The sequence below is a fragment of the Sinorhizobium chiapasense genome (assembly GCF_045277575.1).
Taxonomy (GTDB): Bacteria; Pseudomonadota; Alphaproteobacteria; order Rhizobiales; family Rhizobiaceae; genus Ensifer; species Ensifer chiapasense_A.
Genome location: NZ_CP144206.1, coordinates 699,643 through 722,970, shown reverse-complemented (window position 1 = coordinate 722,970; position 23,328 = coordinate 699,643). Strand labels below are relative to the sequence as shown.

Genomic DNA, 23,328 nt, shown 5'->3' with positions numbered 1-23,328 from the left:
CCTTATTTCAGTCCGGTGCCGGCGATGCCGGTGGTGATGAAGCGTTGCAGGAAGATGAAGACGAGCACGACCGGGATCATGGTCACGACCGTCATGGCGAGGATGAAATGCCACTGCACGTTCAGCTCGCCGGAATAGATGCTCAAGCCGACCTGCAGTGTGTAAAGTTCCTTGCGCGAGAGCACGATCAACGGCCAGAGGAAGTCGTTCCAGCGCCAGACGACGGAGAAGATCGCCAGCACGGCGAGCGCCGGTGACGTCAGCGGCAGAATGATGCGCCAGTAGATCTGCCACTCCGACGCCTTGTCCATCCGTGCCGCGTCGATCAACTCGTCTGGGATGGTCAGCATGTATTGCCGCAGGATGAAGACCCCGGTCGGTGTGGCGACCGTCGGCAGGATCACGCCCCAGAGATTGTTGAAGAGGCCGAGCGCCGAGACGATCGAATAGAGCGGCACCATGATCACCGAGAGTGGCACCATGAGGGTGGCGAGGATCAGCAGCATCGCGAAGGTTCGGCCCCGGAATTCATATTTGCTGAGCGCGAACGCAGCCATCGAGTTGACGATCAGCGTGATCACCGTCGCCGTCACCGTCACGAACACGGAGTTCCAGAGATAGCGGACGAAGTCGAAATGTGTGAAAGGCTCGCTATAGTTCGACGTCGCGAAGGACATCGTGCGCACCGGCGTGCGCTCGGCGATCTTGACCTTGACGATCTCGGTCGGCTTCTCGAGTGAAACCATCTGGCTGACAATGCCGATGCGGCGGACCTCGGCGAGCACCTTCTTGCTGCCATCTGGCATTGTCACCTCGTAGAGGTCGAGCGGCTTGTCGTAGCCTTCGACCGTAGCCTTCTGAGTCACATAGGGCATTATCGAAGGCGGGAATTCGGCAAGGGCCGCCGGCGATTTGAAGGAGGAACCGACGAGCCAGACGGCTGGGCCGAACATGATGAAGAGACCGCCGATCAGCCAGACCCAGGTGAAGATGTCGGTCCAGTGCCAGCCGTTGCGGCCGCGGCGGCGGAAGATGAATTCGGCGACACGGCTCATTTGCGGGCTCCCTTCTTCTCGCCTTTACGGCCAAGGCCGAGCTGGACCAGCGTCAGCACCACCAGCACGGCGCCCATCAGGATTGAGGCCGCTGCCGCAAGGCCTGGATTGCGCAACTGCGTCGCAAAGCCGGTCTCGTAGATGTATTGCGTGATGTAGAGCGTGCTGGTGCCCGGGCCGCCGCCGGTCAGCACATAGACCTCGTCGAAGATCTGCACGGCGCGGATCAGGACGAGCACGATGACAACGAGCAGGTTGGGCATCAGGAGCGGCAGGGTGATGCGCCAGAAGGCACGCGCCGGACGGGTGCCGTCCATCTCGGCCGCCTCATAGAGATCCTTCGGGATCGCCTGCAGGCCGGCAAGCAGGATCAGCGTGTAGAAGCCCATATGCGCCCAGATCGAAACGCCGACGGTCGCAGCAAAGGACCAATTGCGGTCGTTGAGCCAGGTGTAGGGCTCAAAACCCAGGCCGTAGAGACCAAAGTTGAGCAGGCCCTGGCGCTGCAGGATCCACTTCCAGATCAAGCCGACAACGACGGGCGACAGCAACACGGGAAAGAAGAACACCGCTCGCCAGAAGCTGCGCGCCATCAGATCGCGATTGAGGATAAGGGCGGTCACCAGCGAAAACAGGATCATCAGGGTGACCTGCAGCACCACGAACCAGGCGGTGTTGCCGACGGCCGTCCAGAAGGTGTCTTCCGCGCACGAGTTCGGGTCGGCGTAGTTTACGCAATCGAAGAGGCGCGCATATTGGTCGCCTCCAACGAAGCTCCGGTCGGGCAGGAAAAGAGCCGTGCCGCCGGTCATGGAATAGGCGAAGTTGATGAAGAAGGGCAGCAGCACGAATATGCCGAAGATCAGCATGTTCGGCAGCAGGAAGAAGGTCGCCATGCCGCCGATGCCGAGCCGGCGCTGAACCCAGCGCAGCGGCGCATCGATGGCGGCCATCGCCAGGCGAACGGGCACCATCGCTGTTTCCCCCAGGCCGGATCCGCTTCCCTTTGGAACATCTGCCTTCATTCCTGGCTCCTCACCCACCGATCGCTATTATGTATGCAACTATCGCTGCCGGAGTTTGATAAATTTCGGTTTGCCGAAGGGCGGACTGTCGGGCGTGTTGCTTCGAGCGCTTACGCAAGAACGCGACGCTGCCCGCGCTGATACGCGAGGTGACCCCGCCGGCACGGTGCTTCATGCCGGCGGACATCGGGTATCAATTGCTCCGGTCAGTTCCCGCTATCTTTCACCTTCGTGGCGATATCCGAGTCGATGCGGGCAAAGGCCTCGTCCACCGTCATCTCGCCGGCAGCCGCCTGGCTGACACGCGTGACCAGCGCGCCATAGACGGCATCGGACCACAGCCAGCCGGGCAGCTTGCGCGCAACGTCGGAAAGCGACGTGCTCGCTTCGACGAAGGCATTGAGCGCGGCCTTCGCCTGGGCGTCGTCGGTCTTGAAGTCCAGCCCCTTGGCGAGCACACCCTTATGCGCGGGCAGGAACAGGGTTCGCTCGGAGAACTCCTTCACGATCGGTTCGCTCGCAAGATAGTCCATCACCTTGGCGACTTCCTTCGGGTTCTTGGTGTACTTGATTGCAACCAGACCGGCGCCACCGGTCATGCCGGTGCAGTTCGCCGGGCCGCAGGGGCTACCGGTCGCCACCCAGTCGAAGTTCGTGCCGATCTTCGTCGAGAAGTTCGGGACCTGCCAGGAGCCGGAATAGTAATAGACGAGTTGGCCGTTGATGAAGTCGTCGGCAGCGGCTCGATACGTCGAGCCTGCGGCCGAAACCCAGACGTCCTTGCTCATCGTGCCGTCGGCAACCCAGCCGACGAAGGTCTTCAGGAAGTTCTTCGTGCCTTCGTCCAGCGGCGCCGGCTTGCCGTCAGTGCCGATATAGTTGCCGCCATAGGCGAGGTTCGGGCCGCTGAGGCGATGGCCAGAGCGGTCAAGCGCCATTGGGAAGGGCACCTGCTGGTTTTCTGCCACCTGCTTGGCCGCCTTCGCCCAATCGTCCCAGGTCGCGTCCTTGCCGGGGATCGCGACGCCGGCCTGGTCGAACAGCGTCTTGTTGGCGAACCCGCCGGCGATCGTGATCTGAGTCATGAAGCCGGAGATCTGGTTCGAGCCGTCGGGGCGCATCCAGTCGGCCTGCGCGCCGAAATTCTCGTCCCAATAGGCGGGATCGGCGACCAGCGGCCTAAGGTCGAGCCAGTGCTGGCTCTGGGCCTTCAGGTTGGTGACGCGGGCGATATCCGGGCCGTTGCCGGCTTCGAGCTGGACCGGCAGTTGCTCCTTGACGACGCTGTAGGAGACGTTGTCGAGGATCACGTTGATCCCGGGGTTCTCCTTCATGAAGCGATCGAGCAGGTCCTTCAGCACCTCGCCCTCGACGCCATCGGAATACCACATGATTCGCACGTCGCCAGCGATCGCTGCCGTCGACGTCAGAAGCCCGACGGCGAGCGCCGCGAGCATCGTTTTGGTCTTCTTCATTGTCCTTCTCCTCCACATATCCATAGACGAGCGTCCTCCCGCTCGTTTGGGATGGCGCCGGCTTCTCCCGGCCGGCGCAATTCCTGGTACCTTTACCGGGCGGCGAGCATGGCCGCTTCGCCGGCAACGGTGAAATCCTTGGCGACGATCGTGCGCCCTTCGGCCTCGGTCGAGCCGTCTTTGCGGAAGACGACGCGGCCATAGTCGGGATCGTTGATGACGAAGGCGCCGTCGGCGGTTTCCTCGACCGCGAGACCGGCAAGCTTCGCTTCCACCTCGGGAAGCCCTTCGGCTTCGCAAACCCGGACGATCCAGCGCGTCCTGTGTCCGGCCTGGCGCAGCTCCGCTTTTGCCGACGGGCCCTCGGTCACTGGGACCAGCTCACTTGCGCCAATCAGGACAACGGCGCCGCGGCCGCTGCGCGCCAACGCCAGCCTGCCCTTGACCTTGCTTTCGTCGAACTCGGCGACCGGGAACCACGCATGGGTGAAATCCGGCTGCTCGCTGACGGTCGCAAAGTCGAGTACGGCCAGCCCCCTGTACTGGTGGGCACGAGGGAGGGTGCCGCAACCACCCCAATAGGATGGCCGGCCGTACCCGAACTGAATCGTTTCGCCCGGATGATTGATCCAGATCGCCGCCTCGGGGCGCTGGCCAAGGCGCAGGTGCAGCACCGTTTCCTGGTAGCCCCACTCGTTCCAGCGATAATGCGCAGCCGAGCCCATGGCGAAGTGCCGACCCTTGTAGTGGTAAAGCGCGGCAAAGCGATTTTCTCCCTGGGCGAAACGCCACTCCTGGTGTCGGGCCTCGTCCTGGTGGCAGGCGACCGCAGCCAGCACTTCCGGCACGGCGAGGCCTTGGTCACGCAGGCAGACGGCAAGTTGTGGCAGCGCGTGCACGCGACGTCCATACCAGCCCTTGCCCCAGAGCAGTCGGGCAACGCCCGACAGTTCCAGCGAGCGGCCGGCGCAGAGCGTGTGCTCGTAGGAGCGACCTTGGGCTGCCGTTACCATGCCATGATGGGCCGAGCGGGCGATGATCTCGCAGAGACGGACAATGCCCTTCTTGGCGCGGTTGGCGATATCGGCATCCGGCGAGAGTGCGGCGAGCGCCGTCAGGCCCTTGAGGTCGATCGGGAAATAGGGTGCGGAGTTGAATTCCGCCATTTCCCAGGCCTCGAAGTGATCGAGCCAGGCGCGGACGCGGGCAGCACCAACGGCGCTCTGCTCGCCTCCCTTGCGGCCTGAGCGGCGGAAGGTCGCCTCGGGGAAGAGGTGGCCGGCAAGATAGGCCGAGGTATGGAACAGCAGCGCGTGGTTTTCGGAGAAGTACCACTGCACGTCGTTGCCCGGTTCGTCCATCCAGTAGCGGAAGTTCAAGATCGCCTGATCGATGCGGCCGCGGGTCGTCTCTCCAATGTCGTCGCCCCAGGTGGTGCGCGACCAGATGAGCGGCACCAGCGAAAAGTCGGCGCAGTCATGGCAATCCTCGATCGAGGGCAGAATCTCCTCGATCATCGCGTCCGTGTCGGCACCACCGCGGCCGCTGGCGAGCCGCGCAAAGGCGCGGACCGTGTCACGTTCCGAGAAATCGGAAATCTCATCGAGCGTCTCAGTGATGCGGGCGGCGAGCGTTTCGGGAGATTTGCCCTGGCGGCCGGCATGGCAGATCTCGACACCGAGCGAGCGCGAGGCGACGAAACCGTCGGCATAGAGCGTGATGCGGAAATGGCGGAAATCCGCCGGAGTGTCCTCGGATGGGCCGATCGTCAACTTCTTGTCGCCGGCCTTCATCACGAAGTCGTGGTCGAAGCGTTCGGTCGACATGAAGTCGCCTTCAACCGCGACATTGACCTTCACGTCGAGCGGCAGGGTGGCGGCGAAAAGAAGCGTGATGTCGCCCTCGAAATAGGCGGTACGGTCAAAATGCATGCCGTCCAGTACAGCTTCGATGTCGGCGGCCGCTTCGCTCGGGCATGGGACAGGAAGCGCCACGCGCGCCGCCGGGCCGGAAAGATAATCGAACTGGAAGAAGTAGCGCGCGTCGCGTTCGGCGAGGTCGTCGAAGAAGATCGTGACCTCGTTGAGACCGGCCTTGAGCGGCAAATCGAATTCGGCCTTTGCCTCGAGATTGCGGCTATAGGGCGCCATCCAGCCGATTTCGGTACCGTTCAGGAAGAGCACCGCGCCGCCGCAGGTGCCGAGACGGATCTTGGCGGTGCCCGCCGTTTCTGCCTCGACCGAGGTGCGGGCCCAGGTCGCAAGCCGTGTCGGCCGGAACCAGAAGCCGGAAAGATCGAGCCGCGGTGAACCGAAGGGCAGCCACCAGCGGGTGGCTTCGAACGCGCCGCGAACGTCCGGCCGCTTGCCGCGATAGGTCTCAGCAAAGATCGTCCGGCAGGGATACTCGTGCGGAATGAAGTTCTTGTGTTTGGTCAGGAAGAAGAAGGGGTCCATTTCGCCCTTCATCGGCTGATCCGGCACATCGAAGCGTTCCTCGGCGATCGCGCCAAGCTGCCAGTAGCCGATGGCCTGCCCCGGAACGAGGCTCTTCTTCAAATGGAAAATCGTATCGCTCATTTCAGCTCAGCCAAGGCTACGGGGGTGACGTCGTTATATTCCTGGTTTTCGCCGGTCATGCCCCACACGAAGGCGTAAGGGCCGGTGCCGGCGCCCATATGGATAGACCAGGCCGGTGACAGCACCGCGTCACCGTCGGCGACGATCAGGTGCCGCGTTTCGTCAGGCTCTCCCATCACGTGGACGATCCGGTCCTCGGGGGCCATGTCGAAGTAGCAGTAAGCTTCCATTCGTCGCTCGTGCACATGCGGCGGCATGGTGTTCCAGGCGCTGCCCTCGGCCAGATCGGTAATGCCCATCAGAAGCAGGCAGGAAGGCATGACTTCCGGATGGATGTACATGACGAGGCGGCGCTTGTTCGAGCGCTTGACGTCGCCGAGCTCCAGCGCCTTTGCTTGCGCCCTCTTGATCAGCCGGTGCGGCAGATCGGCGCCGGCGGGTACGGAGTTCATGTAGAAGCGTGCCGGTCTAGCGGCGGTTTCGCTCGAAACGACGATCTCCTTCGCGCCGCGCCCGATATAGAGCACGTCGCGGTTTTCGAGCACGAAACTCTTGCCGTCGACGGTAATCGTGCCCGTGCCGCCGAGATTGGCAATGCCCATCTCGCGGGCCGAAAGCAGATAGGGCGTGCCGATATCGGTGCCGGAGCCGAAGGAAACGCTTTTCGTCTTCGGCATCGCGCCGCCGAGGATCAGCCGGTCGACATGGGTATAGGTGAAGTTTGCCGCATCAGCGGCAAAGAGGTCGCTGATCAGGAACTCGCGCCGTAGCCGCGCCGTGTCGTAAGTCTTGATGTCTTCGGGATTGGCCCCGTAGAGAACCTTCATCGTCATGCTGCCTGTCCTTCCGCGCCGACGTGCTGCAGGGCCTCGGAGAGGCACAGAATTGCCAGTGCCTGGCCATAGCCGGTCGGCTGAATTGGAATGTCCTTGTAGAATTGCAGGTCGTGGCCCATGCGCGTTCCATAGGAGACGTTGAGCACAGTGCCGCTCTCATCGATGTTGTGCATTACCGCCTCGAGCGCGCGCAGGCCGGCGGCTCTCCAGGCAGGCGTGCCGTAACCGAGGCGATAGCCCTTGAGCAGGCCGTAGCCAATGCCGGCCGTCGCGGAGATCTCTTCATAAGATGAAGCGTCGTCGAGCAGCGTGCGCCATGCCCCAGATGTCGCCTGCAGCGGCAGCAGCGCCTCGACTTGAGTGACGAGCACCCCGCGCAGGTACTCCTTGACCGGTACTGCGATCTCCGCGAGGTCGAAGAGGTCGAGCATGCCAGCGGTAATCCAGGCGTTGCCGCGGGCCCAGCGGGCGCGGGCGAAATTGTGCCGGCCATCGAAGGTCCAGCCATGGAACCAGAGGCCCGACTGGGTATCGGCGAGATAGCGGGCATGGACAAGGAACTGCCGTGACGCCTCGTCGACGAGTTCACGCCGGCCGCTTGCCTGGCCGTAGGAAGCGAGGAAAAGGGCGACCATGTAAAGCGTGTCGTCCCAGAGCTCGTTGTCATTGACCTTGTCGGAGACGTGATGCTCGAAACCGCCTTCGGGCGTCCGGCCCATTTCGTTCATGACGCGGTTCGCCCACTCGTCGAGCAGCGGCTTCCAGCGCGGGTTTGCGGTTTTGGCCCAGAGCACAGAAAGGCCGAGCATGGGTGCGGTGGTGTTGACATTGAGCTCGGGAAGGCCGGCGGCAAGGCGCCCTTCGTACCAGCCCTCGATGAGCTCACGGATGTCGTCGCGGCCGGTAAACAGCCAGAGCTTGATCAGGCCGTAAAGGCCGACGCCCTGCGGCCACTCCCAACTGTCGAAACTGATGTAGTCGCCTGCCGTCCCGTCGAGGTTCGGTTCGTCGAAGCGGCCATCATGCTTGAGACCGGTCATGCCGCCGACAAGGCGATCGAGAGCGATGCGAATATCGCGGGCGTTGAGGCCCATGGCACTCCTCCTCCTTAAGCCGCTCTTCCCTCGGCTTTCTTGGAGGAGATAAAGGCATGATGTTTTTTCTTGCGCAATATGAAAATTTTTCTCATAATTGCGACTGTGGAGGATCGCATGGTTGCAAAACCGCTGCCGGGCAAGCGTGGCAAGAAAAGCAAGAAGGTTCGGCTAGAGGATATCGCCGAAGCCTGTGGTGTTTCCTTGAGCACCGCTTCCCGGGCGCTTGCCGGGGAAAAGGGCGTGCGTGCGGAAATCCGCCAGCGGGTGCTGGAGGCGGCGAAGAACGCGAACTACATGATCCCGACGGCGGTCGCCGGACAGAAGGTCATCGTTGCCGCATCGAGCGCCGCGATGATCGACTATGTGCGCAACCAGTTCACCCACTACGTACTTGAGGGGTTGAAGGAGCGGGCCCAGGCGCTCGACCTAGAAATCGTCACCCGGCCTATCGCGAACCAGAGCGAAGAACTGGCGGTACTCGCCGAGGCCGAGGAGGACGAACGGGTCGCAGGCCTTCTGTTTCTCACGATCGACGACGAGGGGATGCTTGCCGCCACCCGCGGTTTCGACAAGCCGGTCGTGCTCTTGAACAGCGACGACCCCTATATGCGACTATCGAGCGTCACCCCCTGCAATCGCTCGAGCGCGCGGCTTGCGACCGACCATCTGATCGAGCTTGGGCACCAGCGCATCCTGTTCCTGATGCGGCCGGGACGGCGCACGATCGAGCGGCGGTACGAAGGCTGGCGCGACGGGCTGTTGGCAAAAGGCCTGCCCGCCACCGACGACTTGCTCGTCACCGTCGAGGACTGGCTGCCGGAACTGGCGATGCAGGCGATCATACAGCGGATCGGCGACCGGGGCCTGGATTTCACCGCGGTGCTCGCAGCCGGCGACAGCCTGGCCGTCGGCGCCATGCTCGGCATTCAACAGAAAGGCCTTTCGGTTCCCGGCGACGTCTCCGTCATGGGCATGGACGACCTGCCACAGGCGGCATTCCTCAACCCACCACTGTCAACGATGCATATCCCGATGCGCGAGATTGGTTCGGTCGCACTCGATCTTTTGCGCGACACGCTCTCGGGCATTCCGGCACCGCCGCGGCGGGTGGAGCTTGCCTGTCATCTGGTCGAACGCTCGTCCACCGGCACCGCTCGGTCTATTGGGCCCGCGGCCCGCCGATCCACAGGCGCCTAACGTCTTCGTGCGTCTTTACGATCCGGGCGCCCGCTCGATCGATGGGACACATCTCACCTCGTCTCGCGAACACGGAGGACGGTCTTAGTTGCCTACGCCTCCCTTCACCATTTCGCGCAACGCATCTTCACCTCTGACGCCGGTTCGAAAGAGCTCGATGAGAGTTCGAGCAAGCATGTCCGCTTCGTCACTGTCGCTTGCTATCTGTCTCGCTTCCAATTCACGATCCAATATTCGTTGGAGCGTATCGAGATCATCAGACGAGAGTGGAAGGGAATAGAAGCCGGTGCTGGGGCACATAACGCTACCTCCCTTTGGTCGATCGAATTGCGCGCTGCGCACGCCAACCCCGTTTCGATCTTGCGTTGTTCGGGGAAATCAACGCTTTGTCCTCTAGCAGCCCCGCGCGGCGGGCCGCCCTCACAAATACGCGCCTTGCTTCGTGCGGCTGCCTCCAGCCGTCCAGGACGTCGCGGCAGACCCGATAAGCTGCGCGATAGGTTCGCCCCCTCGCGCCTTCGGGCCACTGGTCGCGAAGACACTCCAGTGCTTCCCAGGAATTGGCGACAACCCGCTCGCCGGTTGAGCTCAGACGCAGTCTCACTGGAACGGGAAACTGAATATCGCTCATCGTCTACTTGGCTCCAAAGGTTACATCGTTTTGCTGTTTCCGATTTGCGCACGCGCACCGGCTTCGCTACCGGCGACGATCGCTTCCGCGTCTGGTGCGAGAAGATTGGCCCGTTGCGCGAAGGCGACAAATGTTCGGCGAGCGGTCTCGACATCGATTTCGCCGGCAAGTGCTGCCTTGCAAGCATTGAGCGCTACGGCGTGCTTCGCATTTCGCTTCGATGGCGGCCACTCGTGGAGCCAGGCATAGGCCTCTCTCACGCTGCGGATCTCAGCCGGAAATCCGAGCCCCACGAGGATTGTGACTGGGTGTTGAAAGCAATCGAGTTTCATCGTTCTTCTCCACGCGACATTGAATTTGACGTCGTGCGTTGACCAACCACCTACCAGGTCACCGGCAAGTGATCCGACCCGGCGCGAGACAAATCGAGCGTTATCGTGCCACTGGCTGCCGGCCGCATTCCGGCTCGCAACGCATCTTGCCACGGTGCTCCCGATTGTCCGCCCTATCGGGCGCGGACGTATCGTTTCCGTCAGAAGTCCATGCCGCCTTCCGGCATCGGCGGCACGGCTGCCTCCTTCTTCTTCGGCTTCTCGGCGACCATTGCCTCGGTGGTAATCAGCAGACCGGCGATCGAGGCCGCGTCCTGCAAGGCGGTGCGAACGACCTTCACGGGATCGATCACGCCCTGCTCGTAAAGATCACCGAACGCGTTGGTCTGGGCATTCCAGCCATAACCAAAATCGCTCGTCTCGCGCAGCTTACCGACGATGATCGAGCCCTCGGCACCCGCATTTTCGGCGATCTGGCGCACCGGCGCTTCAAGTGCGCGGCGGACGATCTCGATGCCATGTTTCTGGTCAATGCTCTCGGTCGGAACACCGTCCAGTGCCTTGACGGCTCTCAGGAGAGCCACGCCACCGCCGGGCAGTACCCCCTCCTCAACGGCCGCCCGCGTCGCATGCATCGCGTCGTCGACGCGGTCCTTACGTTCCTTCACCTCAACCTCGGTCGAACCGCCGACGCGGATGACGGCAACGCCGCCAGCAAGCTTGGCCAGCCGCTCCTGCAGCTTCTCGCGATCATAGTCCGACGTGGTTTCCTCGATCTGCGCCTTGATCTGGGCGACGCGGCCCTGGATCTCCTTCTTCGAGCCTGCGCCGTCGACGATCGTCGTGTTGTCCTTCTCGACGACGACGTTCTTTGCACGGCCAAGCATGTTGAGCGTCACATTCTCGAGCTTGATGCCGAGATCCTCAGAGATGGCAGTTCCGCCGGTGAGGATCGCGATATCTTCCAGCATCGCCTTGCGCCGGTCGCCAAAGCCAGGCGCCTTGACAGCTGCAACCGTCAGGCCTCCGCGCAGCTTGTTGACGACGAGGGTTGCGAGCGCCTCACCCTCAACATCCTCGGCGATGATAAGAAGAGGTTTTCCGGACTGAACAACCGCTTCGAGGACCGGAAGCAGCGCCTGCAGGTTCGAAAGTTTTTTCTCATGGATGAGGATGTAAGGCTCCTCGAGTTCGACCCGCATCTTGTCCTGGTTGGTGATGAAATACGGCGAGAGATAGCCGCGGTCGAATTGCATGCCCTCGACCACTTCCAGTTCCGTCACCGCGGTCTTGGCCTCTTCAACGGTGATGACGCCATCGTTGCCGACCTTCTCGACCGCTTCGGCGAGGAAGCGACCGATCTCAGTGTCACCATTGGCCGAGATCGTCCCGACCTGGGCAATCTCGTCGTTTTTGGTGACCTTTCGCGCGTTTGTCTTCAATTCCGCAACGATGGCGTCTACGGCCCTGTCAATCCCGCGCTTCAGGTCCATCGGGTTCATGCCCGAAGCCACGGCCTTGGCACCTTCCTTGACGATCGCCTGCGCGAGGACTGTCGCGGTCGTGGTACCGTCACCGGCGACGTCACTGGTTTTCGACGCCACTTCGCGCACCATCTGGGCGCCCATGTTCTCGAACTTGTCTTCAAGCTCGATCTCCTTGGCGACAGTGACGCCGTCCTTGGTGATCCGAGGCGCGCCGTACGACTTATCAATCACGACATTTCGGCCCTTCGGACCGAGCGTAACCTTGACGGCATTGGCGAGAATATCGACGCCGCGCAGCATCTTCTCACGGGCGTCGGAATGGAATTTCACTTCCTTGGCAGCCATTTTTCTACTCCTTCCTCAGGCAGCATTCCCTGTCAGCGGGGCGAGATCGGCACTAGGCCGCGTTTCTCGCTGCGGCGCCGACCTCGATCACGCCCATTACGTCGGATTCCTTCATGATCAGGAGATCCTCGCCATCGAGCTTGATCTCGGTGCCCGACCATTTGCCGAAGAGAATGCGATCCCCCACTTTGACATCGAGCGGTCGCAGTTGCCCGCTGTCGTCGCGGGCGCCCGGGCCGGCGGCAACGACCTCGCCCTCCTGCGGCTTTTCCTTCGCAGTGTCTGGGATGATGATGCCGCCGGCCGTTTTTTCCTCGGCCTCGAGGCGGCGAACCAAGATACGGTCATGCAAGGGACGGAACATCATGTCGCTCTCCTCATAGACAAAGAGAATTTCAAGAGGTTCTCCGCGCCGCATTCGGAACGAAACCGACGCGGGCGTGCGCCGACCCATCCGGCATCGCGCGCAAAGTCGATCTGGTTTCTGTTTCGTCGAGTTTCAAGAGGGCGACGAAAATTTTTAGCACTCTACCACATAGAGTGCTACCGGCATGAATTCATGACACTATTTCTCGCCGCCACCACTCGAGGACGGCTGCGTTCCCCCTTGACGCCACGCGATGTGATCCCCACCTCATTTCTGTCGACAGCCCACGTAGTGGGGGTCGGCACGGTCAGGGAGCGCCGAGCTTCTTGGCGCTTCCTCGTATCTATGTTGCTCTACGGAGGATGTAGCTATGAGAACAAATCTCGACTTTTCGCCCTTCTACAGGTCGAGCGTTGGCTTCGATCGCATTTTCGACCTGTTGGAGAACGCCAGCCTCAACACTGACAGCGGACCGCCCTATGACATCGTCAAACTTGGCGAAGATGCGTACCGCATTGTCATCGCGGTCGCCGGTTTCACCGAGGACGAACTGACGGTTACCCACGAGGCGAACATGCTCGTGGTCAACGGCGCGAAATCGGAGAACGAAGAGGTCCAGTACCTCCATCAGGGCCTTGTCGCTCCGACGTCGTTTGAGCGCCGATTTGAACTCGCCGATTATGTCACCGTCGAGGGCGCAAAGCTCGAAAACGGGCTTCTGGTCATCACTCTCAAGAAGGAAGTTCCTGAGGAGATGAAGCCGCGTCGGATCGCCATCAGATCGGAGACGACGAAGCCCGCTTCGAAACAGATCGAAGGTGACAAGGCCGCCTGAGTGGCGCGCGCTGTTCGGTCCTCATCTGTTGCCGAACAGGTGAGGCCGGACAGATGAAGGAAAGCAGCTTCGCGAAGAAGGAGGAAGAAAAACCGAAGAAAGGATGAAACCATGAATGTACGTGATCTGATCCCGTGGAGCCGTGGCACGAGCCAGGTTCCGAACATCTACCGCGCTGACGACATGGATCCATTCCTGTCGCTGCATCGTAATGTCAACCGATTGTTCGATGAAGTCTTCCGCGGCTTCGGCCGGCCGTTCGACAGCATGCCGACGTTCAACGGGTCTTGGCCGCACGTGGAGATCGAGGAGAATGACACCGAGATTCGCGTCACTGCGGAAGTTCCGGGCATCGACCCAGACGATATAGAGGTGCTGCTGGAAGACGGTACGCTTACGCTTCGCGGCGAGAGCAAATCGGAGACCGAGGACAAGGATCGCCGGTTCAGTGAGCGCACCTACGGGCGCTTCGAACGGCGGCTCGCTCTTGGCCGCCAGGTTGATGAGGACAAGATTGCCGCAACGTTCAAGAATGGTCTGCTCGCAGTGACCCTGCCCAAGACCGAAAAGGCGCGAGCCAACGTCAAGCGGATCACGATCGACAGCGCCAAATAAATACCCACCGCCCTACGGCCAGCCGGGTGAACCGTACCCGGCTGGTTACCGATCCGACATAAACCGATGACGTCGAGGACGAAACCACTGCGGCGGGCCCTACTTACCTATTTCTCCGATTGTCCCAGAGCGCCCAGGGCGAGGCGATCGGCCACGCCCTGGCACCAGGCTCGACCACCCTTCCCCACTCCGGAAAGGCTGGTGACAGCCGGAGTGGCGCCTGAAGCAAGGAAATGCCCCAGACGGTCACCTAGGCGAGCGAGTGCCGACCGCCAGCGCCGGGCTTCGTCCCGAGCGGCCCGTCGGCGTCCGTCGGCATGCCGGCATCGCGGCAGGCGTCAATGAACGCTTCGCGCGCGATAGCAACTGGCGTCATTCGATTTAGAGCGCGGCGGCACGTTTGAACTGCCCGATTGTATTTTCTGCCTCGATAGATGGCCCAATCGTCTTCGAGGAAATCGAGCACGTCGTTGACCGAAGTGAAGACCTGTCGCGTCCCGTCCTTCATTTGAACGGTAACGGACGTCATCCATACCAATTCCGGGTTGAGCATGATGTCCTCCTTTCGCATTCAACCGGATGAAAAAGAAGTGAAGAAAATATCGGCCCTAATAGAGCGGATTTCAAGGACTTACCGTATCGTCGTCTCGACGGGAGCATGCGCTCCCGTCGACCCGACTTCCCTGAGAAAACAGCCGGTCACAGCGGACGGCTAGTCGACGATGTGGTAGCCGCCGTCGACATAGAGCACTTGGCCCGTTATCAGCCGGGCGGCATCGTGGGCAAGGAAGGCCGTGGCAACGCCGACATCGTCGATGTCGACGAGTTCGCGGGACGGCGACTTGACCTTCGTCTTTTCGAGCAGCGCGTCGAATTCCGGGATGCCGGAGGCGGCGCGGGTCGCAAGCGCTCCCGGCGAAATCGCATGGACGCGGATCCCCTTCGGGCCGAGTTCCGAGGCAAGATAGCGGACTGCGCTTTCAAGGGCCGCCTTGGCGACGCCCATGATGTTGTAGTTTTCCACCACCACTTGTGAGCCGTGATAGGTCATGGTGAAGAGCGTGCCGCCGTTCTTCATCAGCGGCTCGGCAAGATGGGCCATGCGGATGAAGGACCAGCAGGATATGTCCATAGTCTTCAAGAACCCTTCGCGCGGGACATCGACCACGCGGCCGCCGAGCGTATCCTTCGGTGAAAAGGCGATCGAGTGCACGAGGAAATCGAGCTCTCCCCAGGTCCTGCCGATTTCCTCGAAGACCGCCTCCATCTGACCGGGAACAGCAACGTCGAGCGGCAGGAAAATCGGCGCTTCGATTTCACGCGCCAGCGGCTCCACATAGGGCTTTGCCTTGTCGTTCAGATAGGTGACGGCGACTTGCGCTCCGAAGGCGCGAAAGGCGCGGGCGCAGCCCCAGGCGATCGACCGATCGTTGGCGATGCCGACGATCAGACCTTTGCGGCCGTCCAGAAGTTTGGCCTTTGCGACAGGAATGGACATGGATTGTCTCCGATGGATCAGGCAGCACGAGTTTTAAGGAGTGCCAGCGTGTGGCGTGCGATCATCAATTCCTCGTCGGTCGGGATGACATAGAGCGCGACGCGGCTTGAAGGCGTGGAAATCAGCGTGGCACCCGCCTCGTTCGCGGCCGGATCGAGTTCGGCGCCGAGCCAAGCGAGGTTCTCCGCGATACGCGCGCGGATCACGGCGGAGTTCTCACCGACACCCGCCGTGAAGACGAAGGCATCGATGCCGCCGAGCGCAGCGGCAAGCATCCCGGCATTGAGCCCGCAGCGATAGAGGAAATGATCGATAGCGAGCTTGGCGTGCGGATCCTCGCTTGCAAGAAGATCGCGCATGTCGTTCGACACGCCGGATAGCCCCTTGAGGCCTGCCTCATGATAGAGCATATCCGAAACGGCCTTTGCGCTCATGCCGCGCTGGAGGATCAGATAGAGCACCACGCCCGGATCGAGCTGACCAGGCCGCGTTCCCATCGGCAAGCCGTCAAGCGCGGTGAAGCCCATGGTGCTCTCGATACTATGTCCGTCGCGCAGGGCACACATCGACGCACCACTGCCGAGATGCGCAACGATGACGCGGCTGTCTGCTATCTGAGGTGCAACGTCGCGCAGGCGCTCCGAGATGTACTCGTAGGAGAGCCCGTGGAAGCCATAGCGCCGGACGCCGTCGTCGTAGAAGCTGCGCGGTATGGCGTAGCAGTTCACTGCTTCCGGGTGGCCGTGGTGGAAAGCGGTATCGAAGCAGGCGACCTGCGGCACGTCCGGATTGATCGCCATCGCCTGGCGGATCGGCGCCAGGTTGTTCGGCTGATGCAGTGGGGCGAGGTCCTGGTAGCTCGCCAGGCGTTCGAGCACGGAGGCATCGATCAGCACCGGCTCGGCAAAGTCGGGGCCGCCATGCACCACCCGATGGCCGACTGCACGCAGCGTGAAGCCTTCGAGGGTCAACAGCCAGTCACGCGCCGCTGCAATGGCCGCCGGCAGGTCGCCAACGACGGCGGCTTCATAGCTTCGGTCGATGAGCACGGTACCGTCGGCCGATTTCGCCTGCAGGCGTGGTCGCGTGCCGATGCCGCCGATCTGCCCCTTCACCCGGCGTTCGAGGCCAGCATCCGTGATCCCAAACACCTGAAACTTCAGGCTTGACGATCCGGCATTGACGACGAGAAGCGCATCCATAGTTACACCGCCGCGACTTCTGGCGTGCGGCGCCGCGCCGCGTAGAGCGAGGCGACGGCACAGGAGGCGAGACGCGTCCGCACCGAGTCCGCCCGCGAGGTCAGCACGATCGGCACCCGTGCGCCAAGCACGATGCCGGCGGCGTCGGCATGAGACAGGAAGGTGAGGTTCTTCGCCAGCATGTTGCCGGCCTCAAGATCGGGCACCACCAGGATCTGCGCTCGGCCGGCAACAGGGGAAACTATGCCCTTGATTTTCGCGGCCTCCGGATCGATCGCATTGTCGAAGGCAAGTGGGCCTTCGAGAACGCCACCGGTGATCTGGCCGCGCTCCGCCATCTTGCAGAGCGCAGCTGCCTCAATCGTCGAGGGGATCTTCGTCGTCACGGTCTCGACGGCCGAAAGAATGGCGACGCGCGGCTCGCCAAGACCGATCGTCACCCAGAGGTCGATGGCGTTCTGCACGATGTCGCGCTTGGCCTCCAGGTCCGGGAAGATGTTGATGGCGGCATCGGTGATGAAGAGTGTCTCGGCATGGCCCGGCACGTCCATGATGAAGACGTGGCTGATCCTTCGATCGGTCCTGAGGCCGGTCGCGGAGGCCGCGACCTCGCGCATCAACTCGTCCGTATGCAGGCTTCCCTTCATCAGCAGTTCGCCGCGGCCCTCGCGGATCATCGCCACCGCCTTCGCCGCCGCCGCATGGCTGTGCGGCACGTCGACGATCTCGTAGCTTCCGAGCTCGAGCCGGTGTTCGGCGGCGACGCTACGGATCTTCGCCTCCGGGCCGACGAGCACGGGCTTGATCAATCCCGTTTCGGCGGCCTCAAGCGGCCCACGCAGTGAGGTCTCGTCGCAAGGGTGTGCGACGATGGTGATCGCCGGCGTTTCATCTCGCGCGGCGGCAATCAGGAGGTCGTATTTGGACTGCTGGAGTGGCAGTGCAGCTACCTCGGACACGTCGAAACTCCTTCTTCAATCAGGATGCGGCCTTCAATCAGGATGCGGCGCGCGTGCGGGCGGGTTTGCCGCCATTGATCGCAACCGGCGGCTCGCTTTCCAACTGGAAAAGCGACGCCACCCGTTGCAGCCGCTCGGCTGCGAGACCTGTCAGCGCACCGGAGGCTTCAAGGACCTCGCGAAGGGCGGTGAAGGCGGCGCGACGCTGCTCGACTGCTTCCGGCAACAATTTCGGAAGCGCCGCAAGGGCAGCGTCCTCGTCGATCAGCAGCATGAAGTATTGCTCGCGCATCACCGCCTTGAATTCGGCAAGGGTCAACTGCTTGGCCGAGGCGTGCGCACGGCGAAGCCTGCGAACGGCCTCAAGTCCGCGTTCGTCGGCACCGCCACGCGCCATGCCGACGAAGATCAACGCCCGGGCAAGCCCCTCACACGTAGCACCGTCCGCCAACTTGGCCCTAAGCTCGGCGATCCGCGCCTCGACGAGCGCTTGATGCAGTAGGCTCTTCTCGGCCTTGCGGGGCGGCTGGTTCGAATTCCTGTCGATCCCGAGTGCGGCCTGCAGGGTCGGCGAGCCGTAGATGGCGTGGAAACTCTGCTCCGAAAGATATTCGGCTGTCCGCCGCCAGGCGTCGAGCCCGTCCACGATCTGATGCGACAGGGCCTCCTGCCAGGCGATGAACGGATTGCCCGCGTCCGCCGGTTCGCGGTTTTCGCGAACAAGGTCCGCAAGCGCTGATGTCCAGGCCATGAAGGGATTGTCCGGTCCGAACAGCGCATATTGCAGCCGCAACGGATGCATGTTCCGTATCGCCTCTGCGACGGGTGGCGTCGCTGCCGCCTTGACCATCGGCTGCATATAGGTGCGGTAGAGCGCCAGATTGATTTCCGAAAGTTTCGCGGCGGCGGCGAAACGACGCTCGTCCTCGATGTCGTTGCCGCCAAGCGCCCGGATGTCGTCGAGCGTTCGCGCCTCGCAGCGCATCAGCCATTCACCGGAGACGAGGTCCCTGCCCTCCGTGACGTTGCTCGCCGGCGTCAGCACCGCTTCATATAGGCCGGGGGGCAGCACGTCGATGAAATCGATGTTGGAAGCAAATTCGTCATGTTCCTTGCGGGCGACGCCGGCGGACACGAAGATGCCGAGATGCCCGACTGTCTCGTGAACGGTATAGACGATCGTCTGGCCGTAGGCGCGGATCTCGTCGACGCTGTCATAGAGGTCGAGAATCCAGCCGAGCGCCTGTTGCGGCGGGGTGATGTTGTCTCCCTTCGAGCAGAACACGACGATTGGCGAACGGATGTTGCGAAGGTCGATCGCAGTGCCGTCCGACGTCCGGATTTCGCCGGAGGCGAGCTTGTTGCCGACGAAGAGTTCATCGACGATGAACTGCATCTCCTCGGCATTCAGAGTGACGTGCCCGCCCCACCAGCGCTCAAAGCCGAGGTAGCGCGCGGCCTCCGTGTCGATCTTCGAATAGAGATTGTATTGTTTGGTCCAAAGCGTATTGGCCGGGTTCTGGTTCTCGAAATTCTGCACCAGCCAGGCCCCATCGAAGACACCGGCGCCAAGATCTCCGGTCATCGCCGTCAGCCAGCTTCCGCCCAGAAGCCCACCGGAATAGCGCATCGGGTTCTGCCCTTTGACGCCGGCCCAGTAGGAAAGCGGCGCGCCGGCAACGATGATCGGGCCGAAAAGCTCCGGCCTCAGCGCGGCAACCATCATCACGGCCCAGCCCGCCTGGCAATTGCCGATCACACAGGGCTTGCCATCCGCGTCCGGATGGCGCGCGATCACGGTTTCGAGGAAGTGGGCTTCGGCAAGAACGATATCCTCGATCGTCTGCCCAGGAACCGGATCGGGAAGGAAGCCGATGAAATAGCAAGGATGGCCCGCCTTCATCGCCACGCCGATCTCGCTGTCCGCCTTGAAGCCGCCGATCCCCGGACCATGACCGGCACGGGGATCGACGACGACGAAGGGGCGCTTCGACGGATCGATCACGACACCATCGGGCGGAACGATGCTGACCAACGCATAGTTTACCGGCCGCGCCAGCGTGCGTCCGTCGCGAACGAGGCGGGCCTCGAACTCCAGCACGTTCGGCGCGGTCTGCGTCCTGTGCTCCTCGTATTGCGCACCGCGCTGCCGCATCACGTCAAGAAAAAGGATCGAGCGCTGCCAGGCATCGAGCGAATAGGAATAGGCATCGGCAAACGTCGGTATTGTCGGGATCGTGGGATGCTTGGGCATGGTGTCCACTCCTCGGTGCGATTGAAGGCCGGCCCGTTGCCAGGACCAATAGAACAACGCAATCGGTCTCGCATTGACCTTAGTCAAAGAGACAGGCGGCATGGCCGCAATATGAACTCGACATAGATGACCCGAGAACGTTTAACCGGGCCGCAGGAGCATATCAGTGGAGTATTACGGCGATTTGTCGCCGCAGCGATCTTTTCGCCCTAACCCCGTCAAGGACGCATACGCATCGCCGACCATTGGCGTTTCTTCGCAGTGCAGCATCATACAGAAAACGGTACCACGCAAGACGGCCCTTGAAATTCAGGACGGAGCTTGCCAATTGGGGCGAAAACCACAAGGAGTTGCCAAGGCAATGAGCGAAACCGAAATGTCCGTAGAGAAACATGTCTTCGAAGCCGATGTGGCACGACTGCTCCATTTGATGGTGCATTCGGTCTATTCCGACAAGAACGTCTTCCTCCGCGAACTGATTTCGAACGCCGCGGATGCCTGCGAGAAACTGCGCTATGAAGCGATCGTCTCGCCCGAGCTGCTTTCCGGCGATCCGACCCCGCGCATCACCCTGACGCTCGATGAAGCAAACAGCCGCCTTGTCGTCGAAGACAATGGTATCGGCATGAGCCGCGATGAGCTCGTCGAGGCGCTCGGCACGATCGCTCGCTCCGGCACCCGCGCCTTCATGGAACGCATCGAGGCCGCGCAGGGCAAGGAAGGCGCACAGCTCATCGGTCAGTTCGGTGTCGGCTTCTACTCCGCCTTCATGGTCGCCGACAAGGTCGACGTCGTGTCGCGCCGCGCAGGTTCTGAACACGCCTGGCTATGGTCCTCCGACGGCAAGGGCAGCTACACCGTTTCTGCGGTCGAACTTGCGGACGCGCCGGCGCGCGGCACGCGCATCACGCTCCATCTGATGGAGGATGCCAAGACCTATACGTCGCGCTGGACGGTCGAGCGCATCGTCAAGGATCAATCCGGCCACGTACCGGTGCCGATCGCCATTCTGGAAAAGCCAGGCGCGGAACCCGTTCAGGTCGGCGACGGCACGGCGCTCTGGACCAAGCAGAAGAGCGAGATCAGCAAGGAAGACTATGCGGACTTCTACCGCGGCGTTGCCGGGCAGTATGACGACCCTGCCCTGACGGTACACTTCCGCGCCGAAGGCCGGCATGAATATACGGCACTTGCCTTCGTGCCCGGCTCGAAGCCCTTCGACCTCTTCGATCCGGATCGCAAGGGAAGGATGAAGCTCTACGTCAAGCGCGTCTTCATCACCGACGAGGCGGAATTGCTGCCACGCTACCTGCGTTTCGTGCGCGGGCTCATCGACACCTCGGACCTGCCTTTGAACGTCTCGCGCGAAATGATCCAGGAAAGCCCGCTGCTTGCAAGCATCCGCAAGGGGGTCACCAACCGCGTGCTGACTGCGATCGAGAAGCTGGCGGAGAGCGAGCCAGGGACCTTCGACAAGATCTGGGAAAATTTCGGCAGCGTCCTCAAGGAAGGCATCTACGAAGATTACGAGCGCCGCGAACAACTGGTCGCGCTGTCACGCTTCCGGACCACCATCTCGGACGAAGGCCGGCGCAGTCTCGCCGACTACGTCAAGGACATGAAGGAAGGCCAGTCGGCAATCTATTATCTGACGGGCGACAATCTCGGCCAGCTCAAGGCCTCGCCGCAGCTCGAGGGCTTTCGCGCTCGCGGCATCGAGGTCCTGCTTTTGACCGATCCGGTCGACAGCTTCTGGGTGACGTCCGCCCCCGACTTCGAAGGCAAGCCCTGGAAGTCAATCACCCAAGGCGCTGCCGATCTCAGCCATATCGCCAAGCCCGAAGGCGGCAAGGAAGAAACGCCGAAGGCCAGCCAGTTGGTCATCGACTTCGTCGCCTTTGCCAAGGAAACACTCGGCGCGGCCGTCTCCGACGTCCGCACGTCCGACCGTCTGACGGAAAGCGCCGTCTGCCTGGTCGCACCGGAGCACGGTCCCGATCGCCAGCTCGAAAAGATGCTTCAGGGCGCCGGCCGTCTCGAAGACGCGGCCAAGCCGATCCTCGAGGTCAATCCGAACCATGCGCTGATCACCGCAATGGCCGCCAGCCCTGCCGGCGATACCGCTTTCCGGACGGATGCCGTTCAGCTCCTGCTCGACCAGGCCCGCGTGCTCGACGGCGAGAAGCCGCAGGATCCGCGCGCCTTTGCCGAACGGCTGTCGCGCGTCTTCGATCGCGCACTGAAAGCCTAAAGTTAAAGCCCCGGAAATCTCCATGATTTCCGGGGCTTTTTGCTCTTTCCTTCAGCGGCGACTTAACTTGCGCTTTTGTCGCCTTACGTGGCGCTAGTTCGTCTTCGCGACTTGCATCCCGATCTCCGCCAGCACCTCGTCGGTGTGTTCTCCTAGCCGCGGCACGCCGCGCTCAAGCGCAAGTTCGGCACCGGAAAAGCGGATCGGGGTCCTGACACCCGGTGATGTGCCGGCAGCAGCGCCCGAATGCGGCGTATCCACCCGCATCTGCCGATGCGCGATCTGCGGATCGGCAAAGACATCGGCGACGGTGTTGATCGGCCCGCCGGGCACGCCGGCATCTTCCAACATCTTCAACAGCGTGTCGCGTTCGATCTTTGCGGTCTCCGCGGCCAGTTCCGGGGTCAGCGTGTCCCGGTTCTGCACTCTGAGCGCGTTGGTCAGATAACGTTCGTCTGTCGCGAGCTCGGGACGCCCGAGCAATGCGCAGAACTTCACGAACTGCCGGTCGTTGCCGACAGCGACGATCAGGTGGCCGTCGGAGGTCGGAAAGACCTGATAGGGCGCTATGTTCGGGTGCGCATTGCCAAGCCGGCGCGGCGCCTTGCCGGAGACCAGGAAGTTCAGCGCCTGGTTGGCAAGCACGCCGGTCATGCAGTCGAGTAGTGCCATGTCGATCTGCTGCCCCTCGCCGGTGCGTTCGCGCTGGGTAAGGGCCGCCTGCACGGCGATCACGCCGTAGAGGCCGGTGAAAATATCGGCGAAGGCGACGCCGATCTTCTGCGGCTCGCGATCCGGTTCGCCGGTCAGATCCATGATGCCGCTCATACCCTGGACGATATAATCGTAGCCGGCACGATGGGCATAGGGACCATCCTGGCCGAAGCCGGTGACCGAGCAATAGATCAGCCGCGGATTGATCTTCCTCAGGCTCTCGTAATCGAGCCCATATTTGGTGAGCCCGCCGACCTTGAAGTTTTCCAGCAGAACATCCGATTGCGCCGCCAGTCGGCGCACCGCCTCCTGCCCCTCCTCCGTCGTGAAATCGAGCACCACGGAGCGCTTGCCGCGGTTGCAGGCGTGAAAGTAGGCGGCGTCGAGCTTCTCGCCATCTTCGCCTGCGACGAAGGGCGGGCCCCAGGTGCGTGTGTCGTCGCCTGCCGGACTTTCAACCTTGATGACGTCGGCACCGAGATCGGCCAGCGTCTGGCCGATCCAGGGGCCCGCGAGGATGCGGGCCAGTTCCAGGACACGAATGCCTTTCAGCGGCGCTTCCATGATCGTGCCG

20 protein-coding genes are annotated in these 23,328 nt (G+C 62.1%); 4 read left to right on the top strand and 16 right to left on the bottom strand.

Going from position 1 to position 23,328, the window contains the following annotated elements; translation table 11 throughout:
* Positions 1–2: 2 nt before the first annotated feature.
* The 6 genes from QM996_RS22165 to bglB all read right to left on the bottom strand — a co-directional run bounded on the left by QM996_RS22165 (position 3) and on the right by bglB (position 8,064).
* Positions 3–1,055: a carbohydrate ABC transporter permease gene (locus QM996_RS22165; RefSeq protein ID WP_334198203.1), complete on the bottom strand. Its 1,053-nt coding sequence runs from the start codon at positions 1,053–1,055 to the stop codon at positions 3–5.
* The gene (locus QM996_RS22160; RefSeq protein ID WP_334198202.1) at positions 1,052–2,080 is read right to left on the bottom strand and encodes a carbohydrate ABC transporter permease; all 1,029 of its coding nucleotides are present in this window, start codon (positions 2,078–2,080) and stop codon (positions 1,052–1,054) included. The genes QM996_RS22165 and QM996_RS22160 overlap by 4 nt, the downstream gene beginning before the upstream one ends.
* Positions 2,081–2,286: 206 nt before the next feature.
* Positions 2,287–3,555 carry an ABC transporter substrate-binding protein gene (locus QM996_RS22155; RefSeq protein WP_334198201.1) on the bottom strand — a complete coding sequence of 423 codons (1,269 nt, stop codon included), beginning with the start codon at positions 3,553–3,555 and terminating at the stop codon, positions 2,287–2,289.
* A gap of 92 nt (positions 3,556–3,647) precedes the next feature.
* Positions 3,648–6,134 (bottom strand): hypothetical protein, encoded by a 2,487-nt coding sequence (locus tag QM996_RS22150; RefSeq protein WP_334198200.1) that lies wholly within the window; start codon positions 6,132–6,134, stop codon positions 3,648–3,650.
* The gene (gene kduI, locus QM996_RS22145; protein WP_334198199.1) at positions 6,131–6,967 is read right to left on the bottom strand and encodes a 5-dehydro-4-deoxy-D-glucuronate isomerase; all 837 of its coding nucleotides are present in this window, start codon (positions 6,965–6,967) and stop codon (positions 6,131–6,133) included. The genes QM996_RS22150 and kduI overlap by 4 nt, the downstream gene beginning before the upstream one ends.
* The gene (gene bglB / locus QM996_RS22140; protein WP_334198198.1) at positions 6,964–8,064 is read right to left on the bottom strand and encodes a beta-galactosidase BglB; all 1,101 of its coding nucleotides are present in this window, start codon (positions 8,062–8,064) and stop codon (positions 6,964–6,966) included. The genes kduI and bglB overlap by 4 nt, the downstream gene beginning before the upstream one ends.
* Before the next feature lie 117 nt (positions 8,065–8,181).
* Here bglB and QM996_RS22135 point away from each other — a divergent pair, with 117 nt between their 5' ends.
* Positions 8,182–9,264 (top strand): LacI family DNA-binding transcriptional regulator, encoded by a 1,083-nt coding sequence (locus QM996_RS22135; RefSeq protein ID WP_334198197.1) that lies wholly within the window; start codon positions 8,182–8,184, stop codon positions 9,262–9,264.
* Positions 9,265–9,568: 304 nt separating this feature from the next.
* On the opposite strand, the gene QM996_RS22130 is transcribed toward QM996_RS22135, so the two are convergent.
* The 4 genes from QM996_RS22130 to groES form a co-directional block, all read right to left on the bottom strand.
* Positions 9,569–9,895: a DUF982 domain-containing protein gene (locus tag QM996_RS22130; protein ID WP_334198196.1), complete on the bottom strand. Its 327-nt coding sequence runs from the start codon at positions 9,893–9,895 to the stop codon at positions 9,569–9,571.
* Positions 9,896–9,915: 20 nt separating this feature from the next.
* Positions 9,916–10,227 carry a DUF982 domain-containing protein gene (locus tag QM996_RS22125; RefSeq protein ID WP_334198195.1) on the bottom strand — a complete coding sequence of 104 codons (312 nt, stop codon included), beginning with the start codon at positions 10,225–10,227 and terminating at the stop codon, positions 9,916–9,918.
* 200 nt (positions 10,228–10,427) lie between these two features.
* Positions 10,428–12,059, bottom strand: coding sequence for a chaperonin GroEL (gene groL, locus QM996_RS22120; protein WP_334198194.1), 1,632 nt, complete (start codon positions 12,057–12,059; stop codon positions 10,428–10,430).
* A 52-nt stretch (positions 12,060–12,111) separates the two neighbouring features.
* Positions 12,112–12,426, bottom strand: coding sequence for a co-chaperone GroES (gene groES, locus QM996_RS22115; RefSeq protein WP_334198193.1), 315 nt, complete (start codon positions 12,424–12,426; stop codon positions 12,112–12,114).
* A gap of 370 nt (positions 12,427–12,796) precedes the next feature.
* Here groES and QM996_RS22110 point away from each other — a divergent pair, with 370 nt between their 5' ends.
* Entirely contained in the window at positions 12,797–13,261 is a 465-nt protein-coding gene (locus QM996_RS22110) for an Hsp20 family protein (protein WP_334198192.1), read from the top strand.
* A 111-nt stretch (positions 13,262–13,372) separates the two neighbouring features.
* A complete protein-coding gene (locus tag QM996_RS22105; protein ID WP_334198191.1) occupies positions 13,373–13,876 on the top strand; it encodes an Hsp20/alpha crystallin family protein in 504 nt (167 codons plus the stop codon).
* 250 nt (positions 13,877–14,126) lie between these two features.
* Here QM996_RS22105 and QM996_RS22100 read toward each other — a convergent pair whose 3' ends face one another.
* From QM996_RS22100 to QM996_RS22080, 5 genes are all read right to left on the bottom strand, one after another.
* Positions 14,127–14,429 (bottom strand): DUF982 domain-containing protein, encoded by a 303-nt coding sequence (locus tag QM996_RS22100; RefSeq protein ID WP_334198190.1) that lies wholly within the window; start codon positions 14,427–14,429, stop codon positions 14,127–14,129.
* Between the two features lie 159 nt (positions 14,430–14,588).
* Positions 14,589–15,374 carry an enoyl-ACP reductase FabI gene (gene fabI, locus QM996_RS22095; RefSeq protein WP_334198189.1) on the bottom strand — a complete coding sequence of 262 codons (786 nt, stop codon included), beginning with the start codon at positions 15,372–15,374 and terminating at the stop codon, positions 14,589–14,591.
* Positions 15,375–15,391: 17 nt separating this feature from the next.
* Complete coding sequence (locus QM996_RS22090) at positions 15,392–16,576, bottom strand: acetate/propionate family kinase (protein WP_334198188.1); 1,185 nt, start codon at positions 16,574–16,576, stop codon at positions 15,392–15,394.
* A gap of 2 nt (positions 16,577–16,578) precedes the next feature.
* Entirely contained in the window at positions 16,579–17,535 is a 957-nt protein-coding gene (locus QM996_RS22085; protein WP_334198187.1) for a phosphate acetyltransferase, read from the bottom strand.
* A 37-nt stretch (positions 17,536–17,572) separates the two neighbouring features.
* A complete protein-coding gene (locus QM996_RS22080) occupies positions 17,573–19,789 on the bottom strand; it encodes a DUF3141 domain-containing protein (protein WP_334198186.1) in 2,217 nt (738 codons plus the stop codon).
* A 361-nt stretch (positions 19,790–20,150) separates the two neighbouring features.
* On the opposite strand from QM996_RS22080, the gene htpG reads away from it, so the two are divergent.
* A complete protein-coding gene (gene htpG / locus QM996_RS22075; RefSeq protein WP_334198185.1) occupies positions 20,151–22,040 on the top strand; it encodes a molecular chaperone HtpG in 1,890 nt (629 codons plus the stop codon).
* A 93-nt stretch (positions 22,041–22,133) separates the two neighbouring features.
* Here htpG and QM996_RS22070 read toward each other — a convergent pair whose 3' ends face one another.
* Positions 22,134–23,318 (bottom strand): CaiB/BaiF CoA transferase family protein, encoded by a 1,185-nt coding sequence (locus tag QM996_RS22070; protein WP_334198184.1) that lies wholly within the window; start codon positions 23,316–23,318, stop codon positions 22,134–22,136.
* Positions 23,319–23,328: the final 10 nt, after the last annotated feature.

Excerpts from the sequence above, each read along its gene's own strand:
- QM996_RS22165 (WP_334198203.1), bottom strand. The coding sequence starts at position 1,055 with ATGAGCCGTGTCGCCGAATTCATCTTCCGCCGCCGCGGCCGCAACGGC.
- QM996_RS22160 (WP_334198202.1), bottom strand. The coding sequence starts at position 2,080 with ATGAAGGCAGATGTTCCAAAGGGAAGCGGATCCGGCCTGGGGGAAACA.
- QM996_RS22155 (WP_334198201.1), bottom strand. The coding sequence starts at position 3,555 with ATGAAGAAGACCAAAACGATGCTCGCGGCGCTCGCCGTCGGGCTTCTG.
- QM996_RS22150 (WP_334198200.1), bottom strand. The coding sequence starts at position 6,134 with ATGAGCGATACGATTTTCCATTTGAAGAAGAGCCTCGTTCCGGGGCAG.
- kduI (WP_334198199.1), bottom strand. The coding sequence starts at position 6,967 with ATGACGATGAAGGTTCTCTACGGGGCCAATCCCGAAGACATCAAGACT.
- bglB (WP_334198198.1), bottom strand. The coding sequence starts at position 8,064 with ATGGGCCTCAACGCCCGCGATATTCGCATCGCTCTCGATCGCCTTGTC.
- QM996_RS22135 (WP_334198197.1), top strand. The coding sequence starts at position 8,182 with ATGGTTGCAAAACCGCTGCCGGGCAAGCGTGGCAAGAAAAGCAAGAAG.
- QM996_RS22130 (WP_334198196.1), bottom strand. The coding sequence starts at position 9,895 with ATGAGCGATATTCAGTTTCCCGTTCCAGTGAGACTGCGTCTGAGCTCA.
- QM996_RS22125 (WP_334198195.1), bottom strand. The coding sequence starts at position 10,227 with ATGAAACTCGATTGCTTTCAACACCCAGTCACAATCCTCGTGGGGCTC.
- groL (WP_334198194.1), bottom strand. The coding sequence starts at position 12,059 with ATGGCTGCCAAGGAAGTGAAATTCCATTCCGACGCCCGTGAGAAGATG.
- groES (WP_334198193.1), bottom strand. The coding sequence starts at position 12,426 with ATGATGTTCCGTCCCTTGCATGACCGTATCTTGGTTCGCCGCCTCGAG.
- QM996_RS22110 (WP_334198192.1), top strand. The coding sequence starts at position 12,797 with ATGAGAACAAATCTCGACTTTTCGCCCTTCTACAGGTCGAGCGTTGGC.
- QM996_RS22105 (WP_334198191.1), top strand. The coding sequence starts at position 13,373 with ATGAATGTACGTGATCTGATCCCGTGGAGCCGTGGCACGAGCCAGGTT.
- QM996_RS22100 (WP_334198190.1), bottom strand. The coding sequence starts at position 14,429 with ATGCTCAACCCGGAATTGGTATGGATGACGTCCGTTACCGTTCAAATG.
- fabI (WP_334198189.1), bottom strand. The coding sequence starts at position 15,374 with ATGTCCATTCCTGTCGCAAAGGCCAAACTTCTGGACGGCCGCAAAGGT.
- QM996_RS22090 (WP_334198188.1), bottom strand. The coding sequence starts at position 16,576 with ATGGATGCGCTTCTCGTCGTCAATGCCGGATCGTCAAGCCTGAAGTTT.
- QM996_RS22080 (WP_334198186.1), bottom strand. The coding sequence starts at position 19,789 with ATGCCCAAGCATCCCACGATCCCGACAATACCGACGTTTGCCGATGCC.
- htpG (WP_334198185.1), top strand. The coding sequence starts at position 20,151 with ATGAGCGAAACCGAAATGTCCGTAGAGAAACATGTCTTCGAAGCCGAT.
- QM996_RS22070 (WP_334198184.1), bottom strand. The coding sequence starts at position 23,318 with ATGGAAGCGCCGCTGAAAGGCATTCGTGTCCTGGAACTGGCCCGCATC.